Genomic DNA, 23,415 nt, shown 5'->3' with positions numbered 1-23,415 from the left:
TTTGGCCAGATTAGTCAATGCCTAGCCGAAATTTGGCCGGGCGATGTCTTCCTTTGGCACGTAAAAATCGCTCTTCAGGTTGACGGGATCATTGCTCTTGGCTAAGAGCTTCTTGACCTTCTTGTTGAAGTCAGCCCGCGGCATCATGACCACATGCCCGCAGCCCATGCATTTCAGGCGGATGTCGGCGCCCAGGCGCAGGACCTCCCAGTTGTTGGTCTGGCAAGCGTGGGGCTTCTTCATTTCAACCGTGTCCGCCAAGTCAAAAGTAATGTTTTTAGTCATCGAGATTCACACCTAACAAATCCAGAATCCGGTTCAATTCATCCGGGGAAGCAAAGTCAATTGACAAGTGCCCCTTCCCCGTCTTGTTTTCAGTAATGCTTACCGGCGAGCCGAACTTGGCCGCCAATTGGCTTTCGCTGGCCCGGACAAAGGCCGACTTGCCAGCATTCTTTTTCTTCTGCTTCTGCCCGCGTTCATTCATCTTGGCTACCAGCGCCTCGACCTTGCGGACCGGCATCCCTTCCTTGACCACCCGCTTGGCCAGTTCATCGATTCTGTCCTTGTCCTTCAAGCCCAGGAGGGTTCTGGCCTGGCCCATGGACAATTCCCCTCTTTGCAAAAGGCCCTTGGTCTTCTGCGGCAGGGTAAGCAGGCGGAGGTAGTTGGTGATGTAAGGACGGGACTTGCCCATCTTCTTGGAAACCTCTTCCTGGGTCAGACCCAGGTTCTTTTGCAGCATTTCATAAGCCTGGGCTTCTTCCAAAGGAGTCAGGTCTTCCCGTTGCAGGTTTTCCAGGATGGCCACTTCCATCATCTGGCTTTCGTCAAACTGGCGGATGATGGCCGGGATGGTAGCCTGGCCGGCTAATTCCGAAGCCCGGCAGCGGCGCTCACCGGCGATGATTTCGTAGCCGCCGACTGACCGGCGGACGATGATCGGCTGCAGAACCCCGTTTTCCTTGATGGATTCGGCCAGTTCGGCCAGCTTCTTTTCGTCGAAGTTCTTCCGCGGCTGGTAGGGGTTGGGCCGGACTTCTGCCAGAGGCAGGTTTTCGATTTCCTCGGCCGGCTTTACCTGGGGCTCTTCTTCAAAAAGCGCCCCCAAGCCCCGGCCCAGGCCGCCCTTCTTCTTTTCCTGTTTCTTATTTCTTGAGTCTCTTGCCATGAGCCTTCAGCACCTCTTTTGCTAAGTCATCATAAACCTTGGCCCCGCGCGAACTTGGCGCGTATTCCGTGATTGCCTCCCCATAGCTTGGCGCTTCGGCCAGCTTGGTGATCCGCGGGATGATCGTCTTGTAGACCCGGTCGCCGAAATATTCCTTGACCTGCTGGACCACGTCAGCCCCCAGGTTGGTCCGGGCATCCAGCATGGTCAAAAGGACCCCTTCCACGCCCAGGTCCTTGTTGAAGTGCTTCTGGACTAAGCGGATGGTGTTGAGCAATTGGCTCAGCCCTTCCATAGCGTAGTATTCGCTTTGGACCGGAATCAAAATCGACTGGCTGGCCGTAAAGGCGTTGATGGACAATTGCCCCAAAGAAGGAGGACAGTCGATAAAGACGAAGTCGTACTTGTCGCCCAGGTCTTCAATAGCCCCCTTCAAGCGAGTTTCCCGGGCCATCATGCTGATCAGCTCGGTTTCCGCCCCGGCCAAATTGATCGTGGCCGGCACGATGTCCAGCTTCTTGCTGCTGGTCGGCTTGATGGCTGAGGCAATCGGGATTTCATCGATTAAGACATTATAGATGTCGTACTCGATGGTTGACTTCTCAATCCCCAAGCCTGAGGTGGCATTGCCCTGCGGGTCAATGTCGACAATCAATACCTTGTAGCCTCTCTTAGCAATGGAAGCGGCCAAATTGATGGTCGTCGTGGTTTTGCCAACGCCGCCCTTCTGGTTGGCGACTGCAATGACGCTGCCCATGCTAGTCCTCCTTTTTCTTTCTCTGATTCTTCATCACAATGGTGATCTGGTATTCATCCGGGCTCTTGGCCTCGGTGACTTTGACTTTCACGCCGGACTCTTTGGCCAGTTTGACCGCCTGCTTGATCGTGTTGATCTGCAGCTGCATGTCCCGATCATAGCGGACCACCGGCTTCTTTTTAACAACCGGCTTAGGATTGGCCAGTTTAACCGCCCGCTCTTCCGTCTCTTTCACGCTGAGGCCCTGCTCGGTGACCTCCTTGGCCAATTTCACCTGGTCTTCCTCGCTTAAGCCCAAGATGGCCCGGCCGTGGCGGGCGCTAAGGTCGCCTTTGGCCAAAAGGTCTTGCACGGGTTCAGCCAGCTTGAGCAGGCGGAGCTTGTTGGCCACGTAGGACTGGGACTTGCCGATGTCCTGGGCCAGCTGGGTCTGGGTCAAGTCGTTGAGCTCCATCAATTGCTCATAAGCCTGGGCCTCATCGATCGGATTCAGGTTTTCCCTTTGCAGGTTTTCGATCAAGGCCAAAGAAGCGGTTTGCTGGTCATCGAGATTGTTCACGATGGCCGGGATCTTTTCCCAGCCCAGGCTCTTGGCCGCCCGAAAGCGGCGCTCGCCGGCAATGATTTCATAGCCGCCCTGGTCCTGGCGAACGATGATCGGCTGCAAGAGCCCTTCTTCTTGCAAGGTCTGGGCCAATTGCTGGATGGAATCGTCGCTAAAAGTCCTTCTTGGCTGGTAGCGGTTCGGATGGATTTCCGCTAAAGGCAGGTCCTGGACCTGCTTGTTTTGGGGAATTTCATTTCGATGGAAAAAACCAAAAGCCATTTGGGAACCTCCAAAAAACTACAAGGGTTTCCGGTTCGGCGTGCCTGCCTGGCGCGGGTACTTGCCCGGAGTTGCCTTGACCTTGTCAATCAGGACGAGGGTCCTTTCTTCATCGCTGCCCGGCAAGGTGAAGACCCGGCTGAAGACAGCTTCGCCGCCCAGTTTCTTCAGGGCGTTCTTGGCGTCTTCCAGCTCTTCGTCAGCCCGCGGCCCCTTTAAAGCCAGGAACTTGCCGCCGACTTTGGCCAGGGGCAGGCAGTATTCGCTTAAAACGCTCATTCTGGCCACGGCCCGGGCGGTTACCAGGTCAAACTTTTCCCGGTAGTCCGGGTTCTGCCCTACATCTTCGGCCCGGCCGTGCACCAAGTTCACGCCTTCAATGCCAAGTTTCTCCAGCAAGTCGGACAAGAAGTTCAGCCGCTTGCCTAAAGAGTCAACGATGGTGACTTCCAGGTCAGGACGGAGAATCTTGATCGGCAGTGACGGAAAGCCGGCCCCGGCCCCGACATCGCAGAGCTTGGCCCCTTCGCCAAAGGCTTCCGGCCAGAGCAAAAGCGGGGTCACGCTGTCGTAGAAGTGCTTGAGGTAGACCTCGTCTTCGTCCGTGATCCGGGTAAGGTTGACATGTTCGTTGACCCGGACCAATTCCTTAAAATATGTTTTAAATTGTTGCTCTTGGACAGGAGACAACTTAAAATTAGATTTTGACAATGTTTCTGCAAAAAGTTCAGGATTCATTCTTTCACCTGTGAAACTGTGTTTCACACCCTTAAATGTAACGCAAAAAGCAATCTTGCGCAAAAAAATGTTACACAAACTATCTTAACAATTATGGATTATTTTTGCTTGAAGGTCAAAAATAATCCTTGGAAAATTACAGCTAAAAACAAAGGATAAAAAGATGCTCTTAGTTATTTTCGTCATTCTCTATATCGCCTGGCAGACCTACAAGGGCTACCACGTAGGTTTCTCCAAGCGGATCGTCAACTTGATCTTCGCCGGTCTGGTCTTCATGCTGGCCATCATGCTGCAAAACCCAATCGGCAATCTGATCTACACCCAGTTCGTCCAAGGACAGGCGGGGGACTCCAGCATGGTCTTGCAGGCCTGCCGCTTCGGGGCCTTCTTCGCCCTCTTCTTCATCCTCAAGCAGGTCGCCAAGATCTTCAAGGCCTGGCTGCCAGATCAAGAGACCAAGACTGGTTTCACGGCCACTTTGGACCACATCGCCGGGGCCATCGTTTCTTTCGTGGCCTCCTACTTCTTCATGTATGTGGTCCTGTCCATCCTCAACTCAGTCGGCGTCAGTCAGCTGAGCCAGATGATCAGCGATTCCCAGCTGCTCAGTTTCATCGTCAACGACACGCCTGGTCTGTCAACCGGGGTCTTCAAGACTCTCTTCAGCGTCAGCCGGACCACTGCCTAAAAAAAGCAGCTTCACCAGAAGGTGAGGCTGCTTTTCGTTTTCTTTTAGTAATCCAGGCCGACTTTTTCTACCCGTTCATCGTTATAAACGTAAACGGCGCCTAAGCGGCGGCGGTTGACCCAGCCAGCAATTGGCTGACCGGCAAAGAAGCAGCGCTTGCACTCAATTTCCGCGTCAACGGAATTCTTGGTGAAGGTCGTCACCCCGGCAATGTTGGTTTCCACCGGGTAGCCGGTCCGGGAGTCGATCAAGTGGTGGTACTTGTGGCCATCCACTTCCAAGAAGCGCTCGTAAGTCCCGCTGGTGACCACGGAGCATTCCGGGATCATCATGGCCGTGATGTTTTCTCCCCGCGGCTTCAATGGATCTTGGACGCCTACCGTCCACATCCCGTTGGCCCGCTTTGGACAAGGGTTGACGAAGAGGACGTTGCCGCCTAAGTTGATGATGCCGGCTTCGACCCCGTAGGCCCGCCAAAGGTCCCGGATCCGGTCGGCCGTCCAGCCCTTGGCGATCCCGCCCAAGTCCAGCTCCATGCCTTCCTGCTTCAAAAAGACCGTGTGGTCGTCGTCGTTTAATTCGACTTGCCAAGGGTCGATCAGCTTCATTTTCTCTTTGATTTCCGCGTCACTTGGCACGCGGGCGTCCTTAAAGCCGATGGACCAGAGCTTGACGAGCGGGCCAATCAAGGCGTTAAAGCCGAAGTTTTCCCGGCTGGTCTCAACGGCCAGCTTAATCAAGCCGTAAACGCTGCTGGAGACCTGGACAGGATCCTTGCCTGCTTGATCATTGACCCGGGTGACTTCGGAAAGGCCGTAGCGGGGGTCATCCGGCTTGCGGTTGACCGTCAGCAGGTCTTCAAAGTGGTCGATCAAGGCCTTGGTCTGGTCCAGGATCTTTTCCGGGTCTTCCCTTGCCCCGTAGATCTGCAGGCTGATGTGGGTCCCCATGGCCCTGTGCTGGGCCATGACTTGGTCAGTTGATATGTATTTGATGATTCCCATTTTTAAAAATCCTTACTCTTCTAGATACTTGGCCCGGAGCTGGTCCCGAAGGGCCGGGCTGACGCCCAATTGCCGGGTCAAAAAGGCTTCCATGCCGCCGTACTCCTGGTCGATGGTGATCAAGGCGCTGTCTAAGTACTCATTGTTCACCGTGCCCAGAGACCGGAGGTTGGCCCGCTGAACCAGGCTTTCCCCGTTTTCCCGGGCTTCCTTGTCCCTTTTGGCCCGGTAGCCGTTAAGACAGGGAGCGGATAAAAGATAGTCCTGGCGGATGGTTTCCTGGTCAACCCCTAAGACTGTCAGCAAAAAGACGGTCGCCAGGCCCGTCCTGTCCTTGCCTTCTGAGCAGTGGTAGATGGTCCCGCCTTCTGCTTCAGCAAGATAAGCCAGCACTTGGCCAAAGGCCGCCTGGGCGTGCTTTTCCGTCACCATCAGCCGGTAGCTCTCCACCATGTGACGGAAGCCCGCCAAGGGGTCTAAGCTATACTGCTTGGCTAATTCCGCCAGGCTGGCCGCTGCCTTGGTCTGGTCCCGGCTGTTGACGGGGATGTTGACGTTCTGGATGCCGGCCAGCTGCTTGTCCGGCCGCTTGCGGCACTCTTGGGGAGAACGGAGGTCGATGATGGTTTTGACCCCGCGGGCCCGCAAATAGTCAGCATCCTCCTCGCTGATCGCCGCGACCATCCCGGTCCGCAGCAAAAGTCCGGCCTTGATCCTCCTGCCGGCAAAGCCGGTATAGCCGCCAAGGTCCCGCGGATTGCGGACCGTTTTCAAGGGTAAAAGCTCCATTGCCATCTTTTTCTCCTCCTTCACTTTCTCCCTACAATTTTAAACCAAAACAAGGCGGAAGCGCCAAGCCACCGCCTTGTTTTTAGATTTTTGCTTTTTCGTCCTTACTTCTTAGCTTGTTCTACGAAAGCAAAGAAGGCTTCCATGACCTTGTCCAGTTGGGCGATTGAAGCTTCGTCAACCAGGTCGCCGCTTTCCTTGTCAAAGCTGCTGTAAGCCCGGCCGATCAGCAATTCGTTGCCTGGCAAAACGTTGGCCGTCATGTCTGGTGACAGCAGGATTTCCCGGGCATCTTCCTGGGCGCGGGAAGCGCCTTGGCCGCCCAAGGATACGCCGACAACGCAAACTGGCTTGTAGGCCATGACCTTGCTGCCGGCGTGGCTGCCCAGCCATTCCAAAGCACTCTTCAAAGCGGCTGGGATACCGTGGTCGTATTCTGGAGTAGCGATGATCAAGCCGTCAGCTTGGTCAACCTTTTCCCGCCAAGCAGAAACTCTGGCGTCAGCTTGCCCTTCCTTGTAGAAGGCTGGCAGGTCGCCAATTTCAGCGACTTCGATTTCCGCCTTATCGCCAAAGCGCTTGGCGATGAACTGGCAGAGCAGACGGTTGAAAGAAAAATCGGCATTAGTTCCGACAATAGCTAATAATTTCATTTGGCAATCCCCCCACTTACTTCGTGATTTGTGCGTACCAGGCGTCGACTTCGTCAAAGAAGTGTTCCAGGAAGTCAACGGTGCCGGAAATCTTCAAATCGCCATTTTCGTCAAAGGCAGAAGCTGCCCCGCCCATCATGAATTCGTCGTCGTTGAAGACAACTGGGTGCAGGCCTGGGGAAGCCAAAATCGTCTTCAGCTTGGTCTGTGACCGGGCAGCCCCTTGGGCCAGCGGTGAAGTTGACACAACAACAACCGGCTTGCCATTAAACGGGTGGGAGTTGGTTGACAGCCATTCCAGGGCACTCTTCAGAGCACTGGTTACTGAGTGCTGTTGTTCCGGTGACCCGATCAAAACCAGGTCAGCGGCGGCAACTTGCTCACTCAATTTGGCCACGTCGGCCGGGTCTTCCTGGCCTTCCTTAAACATCGGCAACCCCTTCACGGTCGCGAATTCAAAATCATACTTGTCAGCGAAGTGCTTGGCAATGAACTTCAGCAGCATTTCGTTGTAAGACTTGTCAGCGTTAGATCCGTTAAGAGCTAAAACTTTCATAAAAAACCACCTTTCAGATTTTCCATTACTCCCCTTATTATACCCAAATTAAAGGGATTTCAGCAGGCTTTTTGTGAAAAAATTACAAGGATAGAAAGAGCCAATCGATAGAAGGATTTTTTTAATGGATTAGCGGTCAAAAAAGGGTCTCCAGCTGCCGCCTGATAATCCGGACAAAGTTGTCCTGGTCGTAGTCAATCAAGCCATCGACCAGCATTACAGCCAGGCCGTTGGTGATGATCCAGTTGAGGGCAATCACGCGCTTCTCCAAGTCAGAGTCAAAATCGCGCTGGTACTGCTCATGCAGCTTGCTGCGGCCCAAATCCATCAAAATGTCGCGGATCAAGTCATCGCCGAATTCACCATTGACGAAAATCGTTGAGAACAGGTTCCGGTGGTCGCGGGCAAATTGCAGGTAGGACAAGTCGACATCATATAAGGGCTCATCAATAAATTTCTTCTGCAGGATTTCATCGCGCAAGGTGTAGGAGACGCGCTTAAGCACTTCCTTGCGCAGGCCATCCATGTTCTTGAATTCCAAATAGATCGGCTGGGTTGAAAAGTGGCCAGTTTGGGCAATGCTGCGGGCGGTCAGGTTCTCGATCCCGTTGGTCAAGGCCTTCTTGTAGGCGATGTCCAATATTCGCTCGCGATTAATTTCTTTCCTTCTGGCCATCATTTACTCCACCTAATTTCATCATATTCTGCTAACACTTTTAATACTTCATTCCTAACAAAAAACGTTTTTTACACTGGACTTTATTAGACTAAGCTAATGAATCAAGACTACCCAGCCTATAAAAAACGTTTATTCGTACTAATTTATATATTAGCACAATATTTAGGGACAGGCGTATTTTTAGGGAAAAGTTAAGAAGATGAGGCGGCTTGTCTGCCGGGGAAGGCAAAATAAGGTAAAATTTAAACAAAAGCAAATGGAGAAAAGAGGACAATTTATGACTACACACGGACGTTCATCCTGTACTTCAATCTTGATCGGGAAAAAGGCCAGCCTTGACGGCAGCGTGATTATCGGCCGCAACGAGGACTCACGGACGGCCTGGCCTAAGCACCTGGCCTTCCACCAGCGGCAAGAAGGAGCCCAGACTTTCAAGTCACATGATAACAAGTTCACAATTGACTTGCCGGAGGAAGCCTTTGCATATTCATCCACGCCAGAATGGACGAAAAAGTACGGGCTTTTTGAAGAAGACGGAATCAATGAATTCCATGTGGCGATGAGTGCTACGGAAAGTGCTTATGCCAACGAACGGGTTCTGGCCATCGACCCCTTTGATACCGAAAAGGGCCTTTTGGAAGAAGCCATGGTAACCATCGTTTTGCCTTACGTCAAGACGGCGCAAGAAGGGGTCAAGCGCTTGGGCGAGATCGTGGAAAAGTACGGGGCTGCTGAATCAAACGGGATTCTGTTTGCGGACAGAGACGAGGCCTGGTACTTGGAAATCGGGTCAGGCCACCACTGGGTTGCCCAGAGAATTCCGGATGACTCCTACACGGTAGTGGCCAACCAGCTGTCAATTCAGGAGATCGACTTTAACGATCCAGCCAACTTCCTTTATTCAGCCGGTCTGCAGGAGTTCGTTTATGACCACCAGCTTTGGCCACGGGAAGCCAAGTTCAATTGGCGGGAGATTTTTGGCACGAGAAGCGAGAGCGACCTGCACTACAACACCCCGCGGGTTTGGTACGGGCAGAAGCTGCTGACCCCATCAGTTAAGCAAGAGCCGCAATCTTTTGACTTACCATTTATTCAAAAGGCGGACCGGCCGCTGAGTATCCAGGACGCCCAGGCGGTGCTGGCCAGCCACTACAGCGACACGGATTACGACTTGACCAACCCAAAGAACGAGGGCCAGGCGACCTTCCGGCCGATTGGGGTGGCAACGACCCAGGAATCCCACCTCTTGCAGCTTAAGGGCGAGGACATGTACCACTGGCTGGCCATGGGGGTTACGGCGCAGAGCGTCTACATTCCCTTCTTCCCGCAGGGGACCAAGGTGCCTTACATGTGGGGCAACGGCAAGGTCGACTACAGCCCGAACTCTGCCTACTGGATCTTCAAGTTGGCCGGAGTCCTGGTTGACCGGGACTGGGGCAAGTACGGCAAGGAACTGGCTAATGCCCAGACTGAAGCCAAGGAAAAGGTCCTGCGCTTGCGGTATGAATACGACCAGAAGCTGCATGCTGACCCAAGCCAGGCCACAGCGATCGCGGATGAGGCCAATGCCAAGATGGCCAAGACGGTGACGGATATTTACAACAAGCTGATCAGCAGCTTGATTACCCAGCAGACGGGCGATTCCCCGCTCAGCTTCCAGATGGATCCGAACTTGTAAAAAAGCATATTAAAAAAGGCGTGAACCCGCATCCCTGCAGCGTTCACGCCTTTTTTCATCTAAATTAATGGTAGCTGATCGTCTGGACCGCTCTTTTGGCATTGATCTTCCTAAAGAAAACCGGTGCCGAGACACCTTTGAGGATCTGGTCGTTGGTATAAGTCACGATCACCGTGTCATCATAGCCAAGCCCGCGGAGCAGCTTGCGGTTCATGGTCGCCAATAGCTGCCCCTTTTTAACTTCCTGGCCGGCTTCAACTAAAATGTCGCAGCCGCCCCCGCCCAGCTCTACCGTGTTCAAGCCCAGGTGGATCAAGAGATCCAGCCCTTCCTTGGTCCGGATGCCGATCTCATGGTTGGTCGGAAACAAGGAAGTAACCGTGCCGTTCAAGGGAGCGTAGATCAAGTCGCTGGACGGCTGAACCGCGAAGCCCTCACCCAGTCCCTTGCTGGCAAAAATCTCATCGTTGACGTCCTCGAGCGGGAACAGCCTGCCCTGGACCGGAGCCAGAACCTTGCTCAGCCGGGCCCTGCTCTTTAGCAAATCAAAAATTCTAAACATAAATCAACCTCAAAATGATATTCAGACTAAAATATGTAAGCGCAATCATCACTGTCTAGTTTATCATTTTGATGGTAGATTTACTACATGTTCCCGCTAACAATTGCCATTTTCCAAAGTCAATTCTCCGCCAAAGGCTTCCAAGCGGCCAACTTCAGCCAGGTTGATCTGGCCAGCAAAAGTCTCGTACTTGCCAGACGGGTATTGCTCAAAGCTTAAGGCATCCCCTTCCTTGCTCTGCAAGACGCCATATTCTGCTTCTTCCTCATCCTTCATAACAAAGGATACGACTTGCCCGGCAGCTAATTGCCAGAAGTCCAGCATCTGCTTGATGTTTGCTGCTTTGCCTTGAACTTCAAAGGGATCTTCTAATTCTCTTTCCTTGAGCTGGCGCCGGCAGCGGCTGATATCTTGCAAATACTCTGACTTATCAATTACTCTGTCAACTGCCGTCTTCTTAACCAGCAGCAATGAATCATCCCTGCCAATTTCGTCGACAGTCAAATACAAGCTGAAGTCGTCATCAGCACACAAGAGCCGGCCAACCGCGAATGAAGCTGGATCTTCTTTCAGATGAACTTCACGCAAATCATCTACAGTTGTACCTTCAGTATCCCGCGTCTTAGGATTGTCCAGCAGCCATTCACCGGAGAAAGCGGCTAGCCGCCGGAGTTGACTGACAGCAACTTTTCCTGCGAAAGGCCGGTACTTGCCAGAAGGATATGCCGCAAAATTAACATGACCGGCAGAAATTTCATCGATATATCCCCATTGCTGGTAATCTTCGCCTTCCAGGCCAAAATACACAACCTGCCCGGGCAATAAGTCCATAAAGCTTTCAACTGACTTGATCATGCTAGCTTTGTCTTCCAGCTTGAAAGGATCTGCCAGGCCTTTTTGCGTCAGCAGCTTCCGCCGGCGCTGGATCTCTGCCAAATAATCCGATTGATCCAGCAGCCGCGTGACCGCTGACTTTCTGATCAAGAGCAGCGAATCATCCCGGCCCAGCTCATCCAAAGTCAAGTAGAGCTGCCAGTCGTTTTCTTCAAACAAGAGGCGACCAACTTCAAAACTGTCTTCGGCAGCGTCTGTGTAGATTTCGTATAATTTTTCCATCCCTAACGACCTCACATTTCTTACTCGTTTTCTTATTTAAGCATACTCTTTTTCCAGATTTTTTCTGCCAAAAATTCAAATCCGGTCGTTTTTCCTCGTATCCGGTCAAAAAAGGCCCCGCCTGAGCGGAGCCTTTTTGATCTTATTTTCTTTGCGTCAGCTGCCCGTCCATCATGTCATAGATGTGGTCAGCGTATTTTTCCAGTCGCGGGTCGTGGGTGACCAAAATGATCGCCTTCCCGTGGTCCTTAGCCAGCTTCTTAAACAAGCGGCCGACTTCTTCCACCCGTTCACTGTCCAGTGATGCCGTTGGCTCATCAGCCAGCAAAATCTTCGGGTTGGCGTACATGGCCCGGGCGATTGCCACCCGCTGCTTCTGCCCGCCTGACAGGTTTTCCGGATACTTCTTGACCAGGTTCTCAATCCCCAGGTCAGCCAAGAGATCCTTTAATTCTTCCTGGCTCAAGTTGCCGGTCTTCTTCACCTTGTCCACCAGCTGGAATTGTTCCTTAACCGTCAAGTAAGGCACCAGGTTGTAGGCCTGCAAAACAAAGCCCAATTTGTTCAAACGCAGGCGGCTGCGGTCCTTCTCCTTCAACTGGCTGATATCCTGGCCGTCGATTTCCACCTGCCCGCTCGTCGCGTTCTGCAAGGCGCCCATAATCGTCAGCAGGGTGCTCTTCCCGGCCCCGCTTGGTCCCATCAACAGAACCACGTTGCCAGTGTCCGCGCTGAAGTCGACCCCCTTTAGGGCAACCGTCGCTGCATCCCCCTGCCCGTAAACTTTTTTCACGTTCTTGATCTCAATCGCTGCCATTTTAGCCTCCAATTGCCTGTACCGGGTCAATCTTCAAAATCGTTCTGACTGGGTTAAGCCCGCCCAGCAATGCCATTAACAACATCCCGCCGATCGCTGCCACGAAAATCCCTGGCGTAAAGGCCATCGGAGCAGATGCCGGCATCGCGGCCGCCGTGCCCCAGATGGCCAAAAGGGCCAAGACCAAAGCGCTAGTTACCAAAAGCAGACTCTGGCTGACCGTAGCCCAGATCAAAGTCTTGGCCGGCACGCCTTGTGCCCGCAATACCGCGTAGTTCGGCAGCTTCTGGATGGTCAAAATGTACAGGAAGACTGCTACGATGACCAGGGAAATGATGAACATGAAAGCAATCATCAATTCAAAAGTCAGGTTCTGTTCAGAGTAACCTGGCAGTTTTTGCGTAAATTCCTTAACCCCGTAAGTCTTGAAATTCTTCCCCTTAACGGACAATTTCCGCTGGGAAATGATCCCGGAAGCTTCAATCCCCGGTGCCACGTTCTTCAATTCTTTCCATGCCGGCAAAAAGCCATACATGATCGGCTCAATGTTGATCTTGGCATCCTTGACGAAGCCGACGATCGTGTACTTGTGGTCTGACCCGTTCAAGGTCACCTTGTCGCCCAGCTTATAGCCCTTGTCCTTAAAGCGGCTGTCAGCTGTAACTTCGTACTTGCTCTTAGCCCGGCGGCCAGCGATCAAGTCCTGGTCCTTGTAGATGAACTCACCCTTCTTGACCCCCATGTACTGGGCGTTGATCCCGCTTTGTCCCTTCTTCTTGGCCACTACCTGCAGTTCGCCAACAACAGCTTCCTTCTTAGTCAGGTCAATTTTCTGCAAATCGTCCTTGGTCAAAACCGAGCTGTTCATGGACAGGTTGGCGTTCTTGTTCAAGACCACGCTCTTGGTCTGCCAGCTCTCCAAAGCCACCGTGTTTTCCCGGGCCAGGCCGTATGCCAGGCCCCAGGTTGCCAAAATCATGTACGCGATCAGAAAAATCATGAAAACGATCAAGCCGTACCGCTTCTTTTCATGCTTGATCTCTTTTAGTGCTAAAAACATTTTTTCTGCTTTCTTCCTTTCTTATATCCTCTTTTACCCTATTCGTGGCCGCTAAAGAGCTTCTCTAAAGCCTCGCGCTCCCGGTCTAAGTAAAAATCAGCCTTTTCCGGGTCCAGCAAGGCTTCCTTGATCGCCTCATGCGACAGGGCCATCGCCGCCCAGGCACAAGCCGGCATTTGCTTAGGCTTGCTGCTTGGCAAAAGCGCCTCGTTAGCCGCGTAGTGCAGGCGGATCAAGTCATAGTACTGGCTGCCAGTGGCCTTGGTCACAAAGTCCTTGGTCATCTGGTAGAGCTCGTTTGCCCCCATCCGGCCGGTCAGACCCGTGTGCAGGTCCCGCATGGCCAGCTTGAACAGGTATTGGTAAGCATCCGTCAGGTCCTCAAAGTACTTGTAAAAGGCCCCCCGGGCAATGCCGGCTTCCTTGACGATCCGCGCCACCTGGGCGCTGGCCAAAGTATGGGCGCTGAATTCTTTGAGCAGGGCGGCTGTAACCCGATCCTGCTTGTCTTTGCTTAAATTCTCAAAAGTTGCCTTGACCATTTTTTACCTCCGTGACACCATGTCACCTTTAACTGTTTTCTAGTATAAGACCAAAGTGACATCGTGTCAACATAAAAAGTGACGCGATGTCATTTTTCTTGCACAAAAAAGGGCTGCCGGAGCAGCCCTTCCCTGTGATAATTAATTTGTGAAGCTTAAAAATTAAAATGTTGTTTTGTTGTTTTGCTATTGTTTTTATGTACTTATTGCTAGGTACTTGATCTTTTCGGTTTTTGGTTAATTCTTGATTTGCTTAGTTGATTAGTTCTTGATTAGTTTTTGATTCGGATTTTTAAAGGTTGCCGCGCGGAGGGAGCCGTGCTTTAGTCTAACGGGAAGATCTTGTCTGGGTTAAGGATGCCCTTAGGATCGAACAGAGCCTTGACCTTTCTGAGCAAGTTGGTGTAATCCTTGCCATAGAAGTCTTCGTAGTAGTTCTGGCGGGCGTAGCCAACCCCGTGTTCACCGGACATGTTGCCGTCCACTGACTTGGCGGTCTTGTAGAGTTCGGAGATAACGGTGTCGCCCTTCTTGGCGAATTCTTCGTCAGTCATGTCGTCTGAGCAAAGGTAGATGTGCAGGTTACCGTCACCGGCGTGGCCGAAGTTAGGAATCCGCATGTTTTCTTCCTTTTCCAGTTCTTCGATCCGGTGCAGAACCAGCGGAATCTTGCTGATCGGCACTGAAACGTCGACTTCGTCCATCTTTGGAGTTGACTTTTGGATGGCCAAAAGCAGCTTTTCCCGGGCGTCCCAGATGGTCTTGGCTTCTTCTGATTCAGCGTTCAAGACAGTTTCCTTCAAAGCGTGGAATGGCTTAACTGCTTCCAAAGCCTGGGCCAGTTGGGCTTCAGCGTCGCTGGCCGTGAAGGAGTCGATGCCCAGGATGATGAAGCCGTCGCCTTCCTTGATTGGGAAAGTAGCGTCGTAGTACTTTTCCCACAGGTTCAAGACCTTGCGGCCCATGTATTCAACAGTGGTTGGCACAACGCCGGAAGCCAGGATGGCTGGCACTGATTCGATGGCATCGTCCAAAGTCGGGAAAGGAATGATGGCGTTCAAAGCGTGCTTTGGTCTTGGGTAAAGACGCAGAACAGCTTCAGTGATGACGCCTAAAGTCCCTTCTGAGCCGATGATCAGGTCCTTCAAGGAGTAGCCGGATGATGACTTAACTGACTTGGAGCCGAACTTGTAGACCTTGCCGTCAGTCAAGGCAACCTTGACTTCACGGATGTGTTCACGGGTTACCCCGTACTTGATGGCCTTCAAGCCGCCGGCGTTGGTGCTGATGTTGCCGGCTACAGTAGCCCAGTGCATGGCTGGTGCTGGCATGTAGGTAAATGGCTTGTCTGCCAAAAAGTCTTCCAGTTGGTTCAGACGGATGCCTGGTTGAACAGTGATGGTCAAGTTGGCTGGGTCATAGTCGATGACCTTGTTCATCTTAACCATGTCCAGGGAGATCCCGCCATGCACAGTCAAATTGGCCCCCATCAAGCCAGTTGAGTTGCCCCGTGGAGTCAAGGCAATTTCGTGGTCGCTGGCGTACTTCAAGACGCTGGCTACTTCTTCAGCCGTAACCGGTTGAATTACCAGGTCAGGCATGGCCCGGACAGTCTTGAATTGGTCGTGATCCCAGTGTTCAGTTACTTCAGTAATAAAACGTTCTGGGTCGGCAATCATTGGCCGCAAGTTTTCAATGTCTTCAGCAGTTAACTTATGATATTCCATTCTAGCTCACCTTACAGTTTTCTTTTTTGTGTTTCAATCTCTGTTTCTATTAAATCACATTTGAAAGCGTTGTCAATTTTATGAATTCTTGCACAAAAGAAAAAAGGCCGGTCAGCAAGCGCTTCCTAGCCTTTTAAAAGTGTAAAAAAATTTTCTTTTTTCGTACTTTGTGAAAAATTGTCATGCCTTTTTACGAAAAACAAGCTGGTCTTCCCCGCTTTGGTCTGGGGCAAAGGCATAGCCAAAGCCCGTGAAGTCCGGCAGGTCAGACAGGTCCCGGCCCCCTTCAGCCAGCCAGCGGACCAGACGGCCCCGGGCCATCTTGGCATGAGTTGCCTGGGTCCGCCATTTGCTGTTTTTCTCTTCCTGGAAGACAACTTCAAGCAAGCGGTCGCCATCTTTAAGATAGGGCGCCAGCAGGCGGCTGTATTCCTTAGAAGCCAGATTGAGGACCACGGAATCATCTTGGTAGAGCTCTTGGTAGACTTTTTCTCCCCAGAATTCATAAAGGCTCTTATACTTGAAGTTAGGCAGGGGGCTCTTCATTTCCAAGCGGTAAGGCACGATCCCGTCAAAAGGCCGCAGGCTGCCGTAAAGGCCGGACAGAACGCGCAGATGCTGGTCCAGGTAGTCCAGTCCGGCCTGGTCTAAGACATCAGCGGCCAGGTACTGGTACTGCAGGCCGCTGTAGGCAAACAGAGCTGGAACTTGCCCTTGATTCAAGTCAGCGGCCAGCATCTGCCGGGCTTCTTCAGTGATTTTGGCATTGGCCCGCCAGACTTTTTCCAAGTCAGCTTGGTTTAAAGAATTCAAATAGGACCAAAGCTCCTGGGCTTGATCAAGAAAGACGGGTTTGGTCTGCGGCAAAAAGCCGCCATCCGTCTGCATTTTTTTAGCGGGGGAAATTATGATCTTCATTTTTTACATCCTTACAATAATTTAGTAAAATAAAACATGTGTTTAACAATAAGGAGGAGCAAGCAATGATCAACCCTGATTTTGCGATTATCTTAAATTTTAACCCAAGTGGGGAAAATGTAAACGCGGATGCTCTGGTCCGCCGGGCAAGAGACATCGGTGCCCGCGCCGTCAGCGGCCCGGAAGAATTACAGGCAGCCTGTGAAAAGTACACCATTGCCTACCTGCCAGAGCAAAGCGGCAGACACTACAAGGCAGATGAAGTCGTGGACGCTTTGGTAGCTGCAAGAAAGAATAGCCAGGCACTGGTGATTGACGTGGATGCCGCAGACGAAGCTGACCAGGCGGCTTTAGAGGCCTTAAACAGCTGGATGCACAAGTTTGGCCACGCGGTTAATGAAGGGCAAGCCAGCGAATTATCAGCTGACGCGGAAGATGCTTTCGTCTTGACCAACCGGCACGCGCCATATCAAGTCTACCTTTTCTTAAAGGCCCCTTATCCTGCAGAGGTCAAGGTGACTGGCTTGACGGAAGAGCCAAACCGGATTGAATGGATTGACGGCCGGGAAGAATGTGCTTTTGTTTTTGAAGCAGGCGTCTTGACAGTTCAGTTAAAGCAGCAGGAAAGTCCTTTTGCCTGGCAGCTGGTCCGGATTCAAGGCCACCGGCCGGAGGACGATATCGCGGAGACAAAATTTTAAATTCATATTAAAAAATCCCTCCGTACATTTTAATCGCTAAGCGATTCGTGTTATACTGAACACAATCTTTTGAATGAACAGATTGGAGTTATTAATGACTTCTCGCAAAGACTACCGGAAGAAAAACACTCAAGGCAGCAAATACCTGATTATCGCGGGCGTGGCGGTTATCGCCTTAGCCTGCGCGGGCATTTGGGGACACAATGCCTACCAGCAGCACCAGGCAACGGTTCTGGCGGAGAACAAGAAGCAGGTGGCATACAACAAGAAGCACTTCAACGCCAACGTCACCATTTATGGCGTCAAGGTAGGCAAGCTGACGGTTGACCAAGCGGTCAAGAAGATCCAGGCCAAGGCCGTCAACAAGCTGGTCTACAAGGATGGTAAGATCAGTGCTGTCAGAGACAGCAAGCTGACCACCATCAGCAAGGAAAAGGTCCAGAAGTACTTTGACAAGCAGTACACCCAACTGCCGACCAACAAGAGCTACACTTACGAAAACACGGCTCTGAAGAAGGGCAAGAGCAAGCTGAAGGCGATTACCTCGGCCAGCGTGGACTACTCTGTAGCTGGGAAGACTTTTACCCTGGCGGCTAAGGACTACTTGACTCAAGTCAGCTACTACAACGGCGCTGTTCACTATGACGACACCAGCAAGCTGACGAGCAAGCTTAACGCCATGGACAAGGAAGTCAAGACTTTGGGCAAGAGCTACAAGTTCAAGACTCCTGCCGGGTCAACCATCACCGTTACCAACCAGAGCTACGGCTGGGGGATCTGGACGGCCAGCGCTAAGAAGGCGGTTCTGGCAGCTTATGAGAGCGGCAAGAAGACCATTGACGGGAAGAACCACATCTATGGCGAAGGCTACACCACGCAAGGTTTGGGCTATGGCAAGAGCAACAACGGGCTGGGCAACAGCTATGTGGTTGTATCAATCGCCAGCCAGGACATGTGGGTGGTTGTCAACGGCAAGGTGGTCGTAACTGTATCTGACGTGGTTACGGGGACGGCCAACAAGGGCGACAACGCTACGCCTACTGGGGTTTGGTACATCATGTACAAGCAACAGGACGCTACTTTGAAGGGGCAGAACGACGACGGGTCGAACTACGCTTCCAAGGTCAGCTACTGGATGCCGTTTACTTTGAGCGGCTGCGGGCTGCACGACGCGTCATGGCGGACCGACTGGTCAAGCACGGCCTACCTGGAAGGCGGGTCACACGGTTGCGTTAACATCCGGCCTAGTGAAATCAAGTCCGTTTGGGACGCGGTTAAGGTGCACATGCCTGTGATCGTTTACTAAGAGCATATGAAAAAGGATCTATCTTCTTTGTGGAAGCTAGATCCTTTTTTGATGTGTTTTCTATTTATCAGTTAATTCCCTCAGTTTCTGGACAGGTTCGCTCTCCTTGAGCTTTCTCTTCCCCTTCTCCATGAGGATCCCTGCCTGCACGCCCTTCAAGAACGGAGCTGACCGCTTCAAAGCCTGGCCACCAGCATAGCCTAAAGCCAGCAAAAGGGCGATTCTCTTAGCATGTTTCATCTTCATTTTGCTCACCTTATTTCTCACACATCTCTGACCATTTCTTACCATCTATATTATAGCGCTTTCTTCAAGCCGGATGATACAAAATATTTCCCCAAAAACTTGCTTGTTTATCATGTGCAATCGGTTACAATGTAAGTGTAAATACAATCTTCCATTCTTTGAGGTAAACACAATGAACAACGATTTTAAAGATATCATGCAAAATAGAAAGTCTATCCGGCACTATGATTCCAGCGTTAAGATTTCCCGTGACGAATTGCTGGAAATCATTAATGAGTCCATCTCTGCCCCAAGCGCCTGCAATCTGCAATCCTGGCACTTCGTTATCGTCGACACGCCTGAAGGCAAAGAAAAGCTTCATGACTTCTTGATGCCGTTCAACTACCAACAGGTTGACACGGCTCCTGCTACCATCATGGTCTTCGGCAACACCAAGTCATATCTGAAGTACCGTGACCTGTGGAATGGCATGGTTGAAGCCAAGAAGGTCACCCCGGAAGCCCGTGACGCCGCGGTTAACACCTTCCTTCCGCTTTACGAGAAAGCTGACCGGCAAATGTTAGTCGCAGATGCAATGGTTGATGCCTCACTTGTCTCCATGCAACTGATGCTGGTTGCCCGTGAACATGGCTACGAAACCAACCCAATGGCTGGCTATGACGCAAGCAAAGCTGCGGCAGAATTTGGCTTGGACCCAGAACAATACATTCCAGTGATGGCCATCTCTATTGGCAAGCCAGACCCAAGCGAAGTTGTTCCAGATACTGTCCGTTATGATGTAAAAGACGTAACGGAATTCGCCTAAATCTTATTTTGAATACATACAAAAAACTGTTTCCAACTCTCACCGGAAACAGTTTTCTTATGCTCTATTTAATTACTTCTGCAAGGCAGCAGCAACCGCGGCGTTGACGTCAGCTTGTTCACTGGCAATCAAGTCTACCCGAGTAGCGATGACCTTCCGGTCCATCTTGATTTCCCGGTTCAGCAGCATGTCGCTTTCCTTGTCAGTAAAGAAGGCGTTGTATTCGTCATAGCGTTCCTGAGTCTTGAAGACGCGGGAGATGACAGTGATGAAGGTAGCGAATTCCATGTCGCCGCCGACCGTCTTTTCCATCCATGCCCATTCGTCTCTGATCCAATTCCAGGCCAGCTGTTCACCCGCCGGGTTGGACAAAACGCCGTTGAACCAGCCGCGCAGGTCCTGTGGCTTAACGATTTCTGCGTTTTCGAACCAGGATACAATCTTCTTCAGTTCGCCTTTGTCCTTGCTCTTCACGATCGCGGCTTCCAAGTCCATCTTGAATGATGGGTCGCTAGTTGCCTGGTACAAACCGATCAGCTTGTCAGTCAATTCGCTTGACCCGTAGTTTTCAACTTCGTTGATCAAAACGTAAGCCCGGATGTCTGCGGACAATTCTGCCAGCTTATCAGCGTATTCCACGTAGATTTCGTGGGCTTGCTTTTCTGAATCAGCGTTGCGGCCGTAAAGACTTGCGGACAAAACGTATGGCCGGGTCTGGATGTCTTCATCGCTTTCCCCTGCCTTAGGCAGCCAGCCCAAACGGGCAACTTGGTCCTTGGACAAGTCGTTGTACAAAGCCCGCAGGTTCTTGTCGGCTTCGCTGCCGGCTGGGGCAAATTGCCGCAGCTTAGCAGCAGTCGTGTACAAAGCGTCGTTAACAATGTGGCTTTCTGAGTTCTTGAAGAGTTCCAGAACTGGTACCACGTCAGCATATGAAGCCTGCTTGCCTTCTGCCAAAAGCCGCAGGTCTTGCAGCAATTGCAATTGGGAAACTGGGTCCAAGTCCTTGGCTTCCTTCATGATGTCGTCCATCAAAGTCTGGTCGTACTTCACGATGAAGTGAGAGTTGTTGCCCACGTTCAAGCGCAGAGCGTGACCAGCTTCTTCTCTAAGAGCTTGGTAGTCGCCCAGGTCGATTTCAGTTTCTGACATGATCTTCGGTGCCTTAAAGTTGGCGTTAAGCGGAATTTCCCACTTGCGGCCGACTTCCTTGCCTTCGCCGATGAAGAATTGCTTCTGAGTCAGCTTCAAGTGGCCGTCCTTAACAAAAGCATTCACCACTGGGTAGCCAGGCTGGTCCAGCCAAGTGTGCATGATTTTCCCAATGTTCAAGTCAGTAGCCGTTGACAAGGCATCCCAGAGGTCGTCACCGGCCGCGTTGCCAAACTTATGCTCGTCAAAGTAGCGCTTAAGGCCCCTTCTCAAAGCTTCGTCGCCCAAAAGTGACCGGACCATGACCAGCATTCTTGAACCCTTGGCGTAAACAATCGCCCCGTCAAAGAGGGCATCGATTTCAGCCGGGTCGTTGACTTCCACGTGCACTGACTGTACCCCGTCGGTTGCATCCCGGGTCAAGGCAGCCGCTGCTTCAGAAGTCTGGAACATTTCCCAGATGTGCCAGTTAGGTTCCAGGTGGTCAACTGACAGGTATTCCATCATATTGGCGAAACTTTCGTTCAGCCAGAGGTTGTCCCACCATTCCATGGTTACCAGGTCGCCGAACCATTGGTGGGCCAGTTCGTGGGTCACCACAGTCGCAACCAGCTTCTTCATTTCCAAAGTGGTGTTGTCCGGGTCCAAAAGCAGGTAGGCTTCCCGGTAGGTTACCAGGCCCCAGTTTTCCATGGCGCCGGCTGAGAAGTCAGGCAGGGCCAGCTGCAGTGATTGCGGCAGCGGATATGGAGTTTGGTAAAAGTCTTCGTAGAATTCGATTGCCCGCTTGGCAATGTCCAATGAGAAGGTCAGTTCCTTTTCAGTGTGGGCTTGAGTTGAGTAAACCCCGATCAAAACCCCGCTCTTGGTGTGGGTGGTCAATGACCGCATTTCACCAAAGGCAAAAGCAACCAGGTAGCTGGACATGCGGACAGTTTCCTTAAAGTAGTGAACGCCGTTTTCTACCCGGTCTTCCGGCATGTTGGCCAGGACAGTTTCGCCTTCGTGTTCGTCGAACTTCAGGGCCAGGGAGAAGGTTGCCTTAGCTTCTGGTTCGTCGACACATGGGAAGGCTTCCCGGGCAAAAGTAGTTTCAAACTGGGTCCCGATCAGTTCCTTCTTGACGCCGTCAACTTGGTAGTAGGACGGGTAGATCCCCATCATGGTGTCAGTCAATGGAGCTGAGTAGTCGATCGCAATGACCGCTTCCCCGGTCTTGCCGGCTTCGATCTTGATGCCTTCAAAGTCGTCGCCGAAGGTAAACGGCACTTCCTTGCCGTCAACCGTGACTTTGCTGATGGTCATGTACTTTTGGTGGACCAAGACAGTTTCTTCCTGGATTTCACCATGGATGGTGGAAGTCCCTGAGAAAGATCTTGCTGCCCGGTCAACGTCGATGTACAGATCGTAGTGATCTGGATGGAATGTTTCGTAAAAGCGCTTAACAGCCATTGTTTCCTCCTATAATCCGCGGCAGATTTTCCCGCGATATTTTGTATTCACACTTCTCTATTCTAGCAAAAAAGCCGAAATAAAGCCGCTTTAATGCAAAATATCTGGATTTTGCCCTAACAATTAATTCCATTTTTGAAATAATAGTTTGAAGTAAATTCCACTTTATGTCATTCTCTTGACAATTGTTACTAATGTTACTTATTCGTTCGACTAATTTAAAGCGCTTAAAATGATAATTTTGGCCCTCTTTTCTGCTTTTTTATGACATTTTTGCCAAAAAATTGTTCATTTTACCAGATTGTTAACGAGCTGTGGTCGTTTTGTAACGTTCCTGTAATATTCCTTTAGTAGCATAGACTTAGTTTTTAAGAGAAGCAAGTGAGGAGTTTCTACCATATGAAGTTCAAACGTAATTTCAAGAAAGTTTTATCAGCAACTGCTTTTGCAGCTGCCCTCGTGGTTGCTCCCGCCGCTAACGTTTCAGCGGCAACCAATGACGCAAATTCTACCCAACAGTCAGCAACTGCAACTAGTCAAGACAAGCAAGCCAGCCAAGACCAGGCCGCAAGCCAGTCTAGCGCTGCCAATCAAAGCTCAGCTACTGCTGCTTCAGCAAGCTCAACCAGCTCAAGCACTTCTACTTCTACTAACACGGTAAAGAAGACCACTAAGAAGGCCAAGAAGACTACTAAGAAGAGCAAGAAGAAGGCTGTTAAGAAGACCAAGAAGACTTCAAAGAAGAAGTCTACCAAGAAGGTTGCTAAGAAGACTACTAAGAAGAAGGCAACTAAGAAAGCTAAGAAGGCTGCCAAGAAGACCACTAAGTCTGCTACCGCAGCTGTAACTGCCAGCGCTGACCAAAGCCAAGCCGCTGACCAAAGTTCAGCTTCAAGCCAAAGCTCAACTGACCAGCAAGACGACGCGGCTAAGAAGGCTGCTGAAGCTGCTGCCAAGAAGGCCGCTGCCGCTAAGAAGGCTGCCGCAAAGAAAGCCGCTGCCAAGAAAAAGGCTGCTGCTAAGAAAGCCGCCGCTAAGAGAAAGGCCGCTGCCAAGAAGAAAGCTGCCGCAAAGAAGAAGGCTGCTAAGAAGTCAGCTGAAAAGGCAGCCAAGTACTGGATCGCTATGCGGGAATCAGGCGGTTCCTACACTGCCAGAAACGGCAACTGTTACGGCCGCTACCAACTCTTGATCTCCTACCTGGGCGGCAACCTGTCCAAGGCAAATCAAGAACGGACTGCTGACCGCTACGTATACGGCCGTTACGGCTCATGGGTCAACGCCAAGAGATTCTGGCTGGCTCATAACTGGTACTAAAATCAGACAATGACGAAGGAGGAATCGCTTGATTCCCCCTTCTTTTTTGCTCTTTTTTAGCTTTTTGTCTTTTTCAAAAAGTGATACCTTTTTACTTATTTTACAAAAGTGACCTTTTGCTTTACAATATTTAAATAGTCTTTGAAATGTCTAAA

Annotated in this window: 25 protein-coding genes; 6 read left to right on the top strand and 19 right to left on the bottom strand. The window is 51.3% G+C overall.

The window, feature by feature from the left end:
* Window positions 1-21 precede the first annotated feature (21 nt).
* From ACYVUV_RS00250 to rsmG, 5 genes are read right to left on the bottom strand one after another with little or no spacing between them, the layout of a single operon-like run.
* On the bottom strand, window positions 22-285 hold the full coding sequence (locus tag ACYVUV_RS00250; RefSeq protein ID WP_439775597.1) for a DUF951 domain-containing protein: 264 nt from the start codon (window positions 283-285) through the stop codon (window positions 22-24).
* A complete protein-coding gene (locus ACYVUV_RS00245) occupies window positions 278-1,171 on the bottom strand; it encodes a ParB/RepB/Spo0J family partition protein (protein ID WP_484498859.1) in 894 nt (297 codons plus the stop codon). The genes ACYVUV_RS00250 and ACYVUV_RS00245 overlap by 8 nt, the downstream gene beginning before the upstream one ends.
* Complete coding sequence (locus ACYVUV_RS00240; protein ID WP_003621113.1) at window positions 1,149-1,928, bottom strand: ParA family protein; 780 nt, start codon at window positions 1,926-1,928, stop codon at window positions 1,149-1,151. The genes ACYVUV_RS00245 and ACYVUV_RS00240 overlap by 23 nt, the downstream gene beginning before the upstream one ends.
* A 1-nt stretch (window position 1,929) precedes the next feature.
* Window positions 1,930-2,754, bottom strand: a complete 825-nt coding sequence (gene noc / locus ACYVUV_RS00235; RefSeq protein ID WP_484498858.1) for a nucleoid occlusion protein — start codon at window positions 2,752-2,754, stop codon at window positions 1,930-1,932.
* A gap of 18 nt (window positions 2,755-2,772) precedes the next feature.
* The gene (gene rsmG, locus ACYVUV_RS00230) at window positions 2,773-3,492 is read right to left on the bottom strand and encodes a 16S rRNA (guanine(527)-N(7))-methyltransferase RsmG (RefSeq protein WP_484498857.1); all 720 of its coding nucleotides are present in this window, start codon (window positions 3,490-3,492) and stop codon (window positions 2,773-2,775) included.
* A 163-nt stretch (window positions 3,493-3,655) separates the two neighbouring features.
* Here rsmG and ACYVUV_RS00225 point away from each other — a divergent pair, with 163 nt between their 5' ends.
* Window positions 3,656-4,180 (top strand): CvpA family protein, encoded by a 525-nt coding sequence (locus ACYVUV_RS00225; RefSeq protein WP_439775601.1) that lies wholly within the window; start codon window positions 3,656-3,658, stop codon window positions 4,178-4,180.
* A gap of 44 nt (window positions 4,181-4,224) precedes the next feature.
* Here the strand turns inward: ACYVUV_RS00225 and ACYVUV_RS00220 are convergent, their stop codons facing one another.
* From ACYVUV_RS00220 to ACYVUV_RS00200, 5 genes are all read right to left on the bottom strand, one after another.
* Window positions 4,225-5,184, bottom strand: coding sequence for an FAD:protein FMN transferase (locus ACYVUV_RS00220; protein ID WP_484498856.1), 960 nt, complete (start codon window positions 5,182-5,184; stop codon window positions 4,225-4,227).
* Window positions 5,185-5,196: 12 nt separating this feature from the next.
* Window positions 5,197-5,979 carry a tyrosine-protein phosphatase gene (locus ACYVUV_RS00215; RefSeq protein ID WP_484498855.1) on the bottom strand — a complete coding sequence of 261 codons (783 nt, stop codon included), beginning with the start codon at window positions 5,977-5,979 and terminating at the stop codon, window positions 5,197-5,199.
* Between the two features lie 98 nt (window positions 5,980-6,077).
* Window positions 6,078-6,626 carry an NADPH-dependent FMN reductase gene (locus ACYVUV_RS00210; RefSeq protein WP_439775604.1) on the bottom strand — a complete coding sequence of 183 codons (549 nt, stop codon included), beginning with the start codon at window positions 6,624-6,626 and terminating at the stop codon, window positions 6,078-6,080.
* A 16-nt stretch (window positions 6,627-6,642) separates the two neighbouring features.
* Entirely contained in the window at window positions 6,643-7,182 is a 540-nt protein-coding gene (locus tag ACYVUV_RS00205; RefSeq protein ID WP_439775605.1) for an NAD(P)H-dependent oxidoreductase, read from the bottom strand.
* Between the two features lie 136 nt (window positions 7,183-7,318).
* Window positions 7,319-7,861: a TetR/AcrR family transcriptional regulator gene (locus ACYVUV_RS00200; protein ID WP_439775606.1), complete on the bottom strand. Its 543-nt coding sequence runs from the start codon at window positions 7,859-7,861 to the stop codon at window positions 7,319-7,321.
* A gap of 277 nt (window positions 7,862-8,138) precedes the next feature.
* On the opposite strand from ACYVUV_RS00200, the gene ACYVUV_RS00195 reads away from it, so the two are divergent.
* Entirely contained in the window at window positions 8,139-9,539 is a 1,401-nt protein-coding gene (locus tag ACYVUV_RS00195; RefSeq protein ID WP_439775607.1) for a C69 family dipeptidase, read from the top strand.
* A 64-nt stretch (window positions 9,540-9,603) separates the two neighbouring features.
* Here the strand turns inward: ACYVUV_RS00195 and ACYVUV_RS00190 are convergent, their stop codons facing one another.
* The 7 genes from ACYVUV_RS00190 to yaaA form a co-directional block, all read right to left on the bottom strand.
* Window positions 9,604-10,101, bottom strand: coding sequence for a PTS sugar transporter subunit IIA (locus tag ACYVUV_RS00190; RefSeq protein ID WP_439775608.1), 498 nt, complete (start codon window positions 10,099-10,101; stop codon window positions 9,604-9,606).
* Window positions 10,102-10,197: 96 nt separating this feature from the next.
* Window positions 10,198-11,217: a hypothetical protein gene (locus ACYVUV_RS00185; RefSeq protein WP_484498854.1), complete on the bottom strand. Its 1,020-nt coding sequence runs from the start codon at window positions 11,215-11,217 to the stop codon at window positions 10,198-10,200.
* Between the two features lie 142 nt (window positions 11,218-11,359).
* Complete coding sequence (locus tag ACYVUV_RS00180) at window positions 11,360-12,034, bottom strand: ABC transporter ATP-binding protein (RefSeq protein ID WP_439775610.1); 675 nt, start codon at window positions 12,032-12,034, stop codon at window positions 11,360-11,362.
* Window position 12,035: 1 nt separating this feature from the next.
* Window positions 12,036-13,094, bottom strand: coding sequence for an FtsX-like permease family protein (locus ACYVUV_RS00175; RefSeq protein WP_439775611.1), 1,059 nt, complete (start codon window positions 13,092-13,094; stop codon window positions 12,036-12,038).
* Between the two features lie 38 nt (window positions 13,095-13,132).
* Window positions 13,133-13,636 (bottom strand): TetR/AcrR family transcriptional regulator, encoded by a 504-nt coding sequence (locus ACYVUV_RS00170; protein WP_484498853.1) that lies wholly within the window; start codon window positions 13,634-13,636, stop codon window positions 13,133-13,135.
* 323 nt (window positions 13,637-13,959) lie between these two features.
* Window positions 13,960-15,363 (bottom strand): FAD-binding oxidoreductase, encoded by a 1,404-nt coding sequence (locus ACYVUV_RS00165; protein WP_439775613.1) that lies wholly within the window; start codon window positions 15,361-15,363, stop codon window positions 13,960-13,962.
* A gap of 180 nt (window positions 15,364-15,543) precedes the next feature.
* Window positions 15,544-16,281 carry a peroxide stress protein YaaA gene (yaaA, locus tag ACYVUV_RS00160; RefSeq protein ID WP_439775614.1) on the bottom strand — a complete coding sequence of 246 codons (738 nt, stop codon included), beginning with the start codon at window positions 16,279-16,281 and terminating at the stop codon, window positions 15,544-15,546.
* A 65-nt stretch (window positions 16,282-16,346) separates the two neighbouring features.
* Here yaaA and ACYVUV_RS00155 point away from each other — a divergent pair, with 65 nt between their 5' ends.
* A complete protein-coding gene (locus ACYVUV_RS00155; protein WP_484498852.1) occupies window positions 16,347-16,982 on the top strand; it encodes a hypothetical protein in 636 nt (211 codons plus the stop codon).
* Between the two features lie 94 nt (window positions 16,983-17,076).
* Window positions 17,077-18,288 carry a L,D-transpeptidase family protein gene (locus tag ACYVUV_RS00150; RefSeq protein ID WP_439775616.1) on the top strand — a complete coding sequence of 404 codons (1,212 nt, stop codon included), beginning with the start codon at window positions 17,077-17,079 and terminating at the stop codon, window positions 18,286-18,288.
* A 60-nt stretch (window positions 18,289-18,348) separates the two neighbouring features.
* Here ACYVUV_RS00150 and ACYVUV_RS00145 read toward each other — a convergent pair whose 3' ends face one another.
* Window positions 18,349-18,534 (bottom strand): hypothetical protein, encoded by a 186-nt coding sequence (locus tag ACYVUV_RS00145; protein WP_439775617.1) that lies wholly within the window; start codon window positions 18,532-18,534, stop codon window positions 18,349-18,351.
* Window positions 18,535-18,706: 172 nt separating this feature from the next.
* Between ACYVUV_RS00145 and ACYVUV_RS00140 the strand changes: the two genes are divergently transcribed.
* Window positions 18,707-19,339, top strand: coding sequence for a nitroreductase family protein (locus ACYVUV_RS00140; protein ID WP_439774983.1), 633 nt, complete (start codon window positions 18,707-18,709; stop codon window positions 19,337-19,339).
* Between the two features lie 72 nt (window positions 19,340-19,411).
* Here the strand turns inward: ACYVUV_RS00140 and ACYVUV_RS00135 are convergent, their stop codons facing one another.
* Complete coding sequence (locus ACYVUV_RS00135) at window positions 19,412-21,943, bottom strand: M1 family metallopeptidase (protein ID WP_439774984.1); 2,532 nt, start codon at window positions 21,941-21,943, stop codon at window positions 19,412-19,414.
* A gap of 399 nt (window positions 21,944-22,342) precedes the next feature.
* Here ACYVUV_RS00135 and ACYVUV_RS00130 point away from each other — a divergent pair, with 399 nt between their 5' ends.
* A complete protein-coding gene (locus tag ACYVUV_RS00130) occupies window positions 22,343-23,260 on the top strand; it encodes an aggregation-promoting factor C-terminal-like domain-containing protein (RefSeq protein ID WP_484498851.1) in 918 nt (305 codons plus the stop codon).
* Window positions 23,261-23,415 lie beyond the last annotated feature (155 nt).

The organism is Lactobacillus sp. WILCCON 0149 (assembly GCF_057197965.1).
This window is presented reverse-complemented; position numbering and strand designations above follow the sequence as displayed.

Bases quoted from the DNA above. Each gene is read 5' to 3' on its own strand.
- ACYVUV_RS00145 (WP_439775617.1), bottom strand. From the start codon at position 18,534: ATGAAGATGAAACATGCTAAGAGAATCGCCCTTTTGCTGGCTTTAGGC.
- ACYVUV_RS00220 (WP_484498856.1), bottom strand. From the start codon at position 5,184: ATGGGAATCATCAAATACATATCAACTGACCAAGTCATGGCCCAGCAC.
- ACYVUV_RS00130 (WP_484498851.1), top strand. From the start codon at position 22,343: ATGAAGTTCAAACGTAATTTCAAGAAAGTTTTATCAGCAACTGCTTTT.
- ACYVUV_RS00215 (WP_484498855.1), bottom strand. From the start codon at position 5,979: ATGGCAATGGAGCTTTTACCCTTGAAAACGGTCCGCAATCCGCGGGAC.
- yaaA (WP_439775614.1), bottom strand. From the start codon at position 16,281: ATGAAGATCATAATTTCCCCCGCTAAAAAAATGCAGACGGATGGCGGC.
- ACYVUV_RS00180 (WP_439775610.1), bottom strand. From the start codon at position 12,034: ATGGCAGCGATTGAGATCAAGAACGTGAAAAAAGTTTACGGGCAGGGG.
- ACYVUV_RS00205 (WP_439775605.1), bottom strand. From the start codon at position 7,182: ATGAAAGTTTTAGCTCTTAACGGATCTAACGCTGACAAGTCTTACAAC.
- ACYVUV_RS00225 (WP_439775601.1), top strand. From the start codon at position 3,656: ATGCTCTTAGTTATTTTCGTCATTCTCTATATCGCCTGGCAGACCTAC.
- ACYVUV_RS00155 (WP_484498852.1), top strand. From the start codon at position 16,347: ATGATCAACCCTGATTTTGCGATTATCTTAAATTTTAACCCAAGTGGG.
- ACYVUV_RS00200 (WP_439775606.1), bottom strand. From the start codon at position 7,861: ATGATGGCCAGAAGGAAAGAAATTAATCGCGAGCGAATATTGGACATC.
- ACYVUV_RS00135 (WP_439774984.1), bottom strand. From the start codon at position 21,943: ATGGCTGTTAAGCGCTTTTACGAAACATTCCATCCAGATCACTACGAT.
- ACYVUV_RS00185 (WP_484498854.1), bottom strand. From the start codon at position 11,217: ATGGAAAAATTATACGAAATCTACACAGACGCTGCCGAAGACAGTTTT.
- ACYVUV_RS00195 (WP_439775607.1), top strand. From the start codon at position 8,139: ATGACTACACACGGACGTTCATCCTGTACTTCAATCTTGATCGGGAAA.
- ACYVUV_RS00240 (WP_003621113.1), bottom strand. From the start codon at position 1,928: ATGGGCAGCGTCATTGCAGTCGCCAACCAGAAGGGCGGCGTTGGCAAA.
- ACYVUV_RS00150 (WP_439775616.1), top strand. From the start codon at position 17,077: ATGACTTCTCGCAAAGACTACCGGAAGAAAAACACTCAAGGCAGCAAA.
- rsmG (WP_484498857.1), bottom strand. From the start codon at position 3,492: ATGAATCCTGAACTTTTTGCAGAAACATTGTCAAAATCTAATTTTAAG.
- ACYVUV_RS00165 (WP_439775613.1), bottom strand. From the start codon at position 15,363: ATGGAATATCATAAGTTAACTGCTGAAGACATTGAAAACTTGCGGCCA.
- ACYVUV_RS00245 (WP_484498859.1), bottom strand. From the start codon at position 1,171: ATGGCAAGAGACTCAAGAAATAAGAAACAGGAAAAGAAGAAGGGCGGC.
- ACYVUV_RS00250 (WP_439775597.1), bottom strand. From the start codon at position 285: ATGACTAAAAACATTACTTTTGACTTGGCGGACACGGTTGAAATGAAG.
- ACYVUV_RS00210 (WP_439775604.1), bottom strand. From the start codon at position 6,626: ATGAAATTATTAGCTATTGTCGGAACTAATGCCGATTTTTCTTTCAAC.
- noc (WP_484498858.1), bottom strand. From the start codon at position 2,754: ATGGCTTTTGGTTTTTTCCATCGAAATGAAATTCCCCAAAACAAGCAG.
- ACYVUV_RS00175 (WP_439775611.1), bottom strand. From the start codon at position 13,094: ATGTTTTTAGCACTAAAAGAGATCAAGCATGAAAAGAAGCGGTACGGC.
- ACYVUV_RS00190 (WP_439775608.1), bottom strand. From the start codon at position 10,101: ATGTTTAGAATTTTTGATTTGCTAAAGAGCAGGGCCCGGCTGAGCAAG.
- ACYVUV_RS00170 (WP_484498853.1), bottom strand. From the start codon at position 13,636: ATGGTCAAGGCAACTTTTGAGAATTTAAGCAAAGACAAGCAGGATCGG.
- ACYVUV_RS00140 (WP_439774983.1), top strand. From the start codon at position 18,707: ATGAACAACGATTTTAAAGATATCATGCAAAATAGAAAGTCTATCCGG.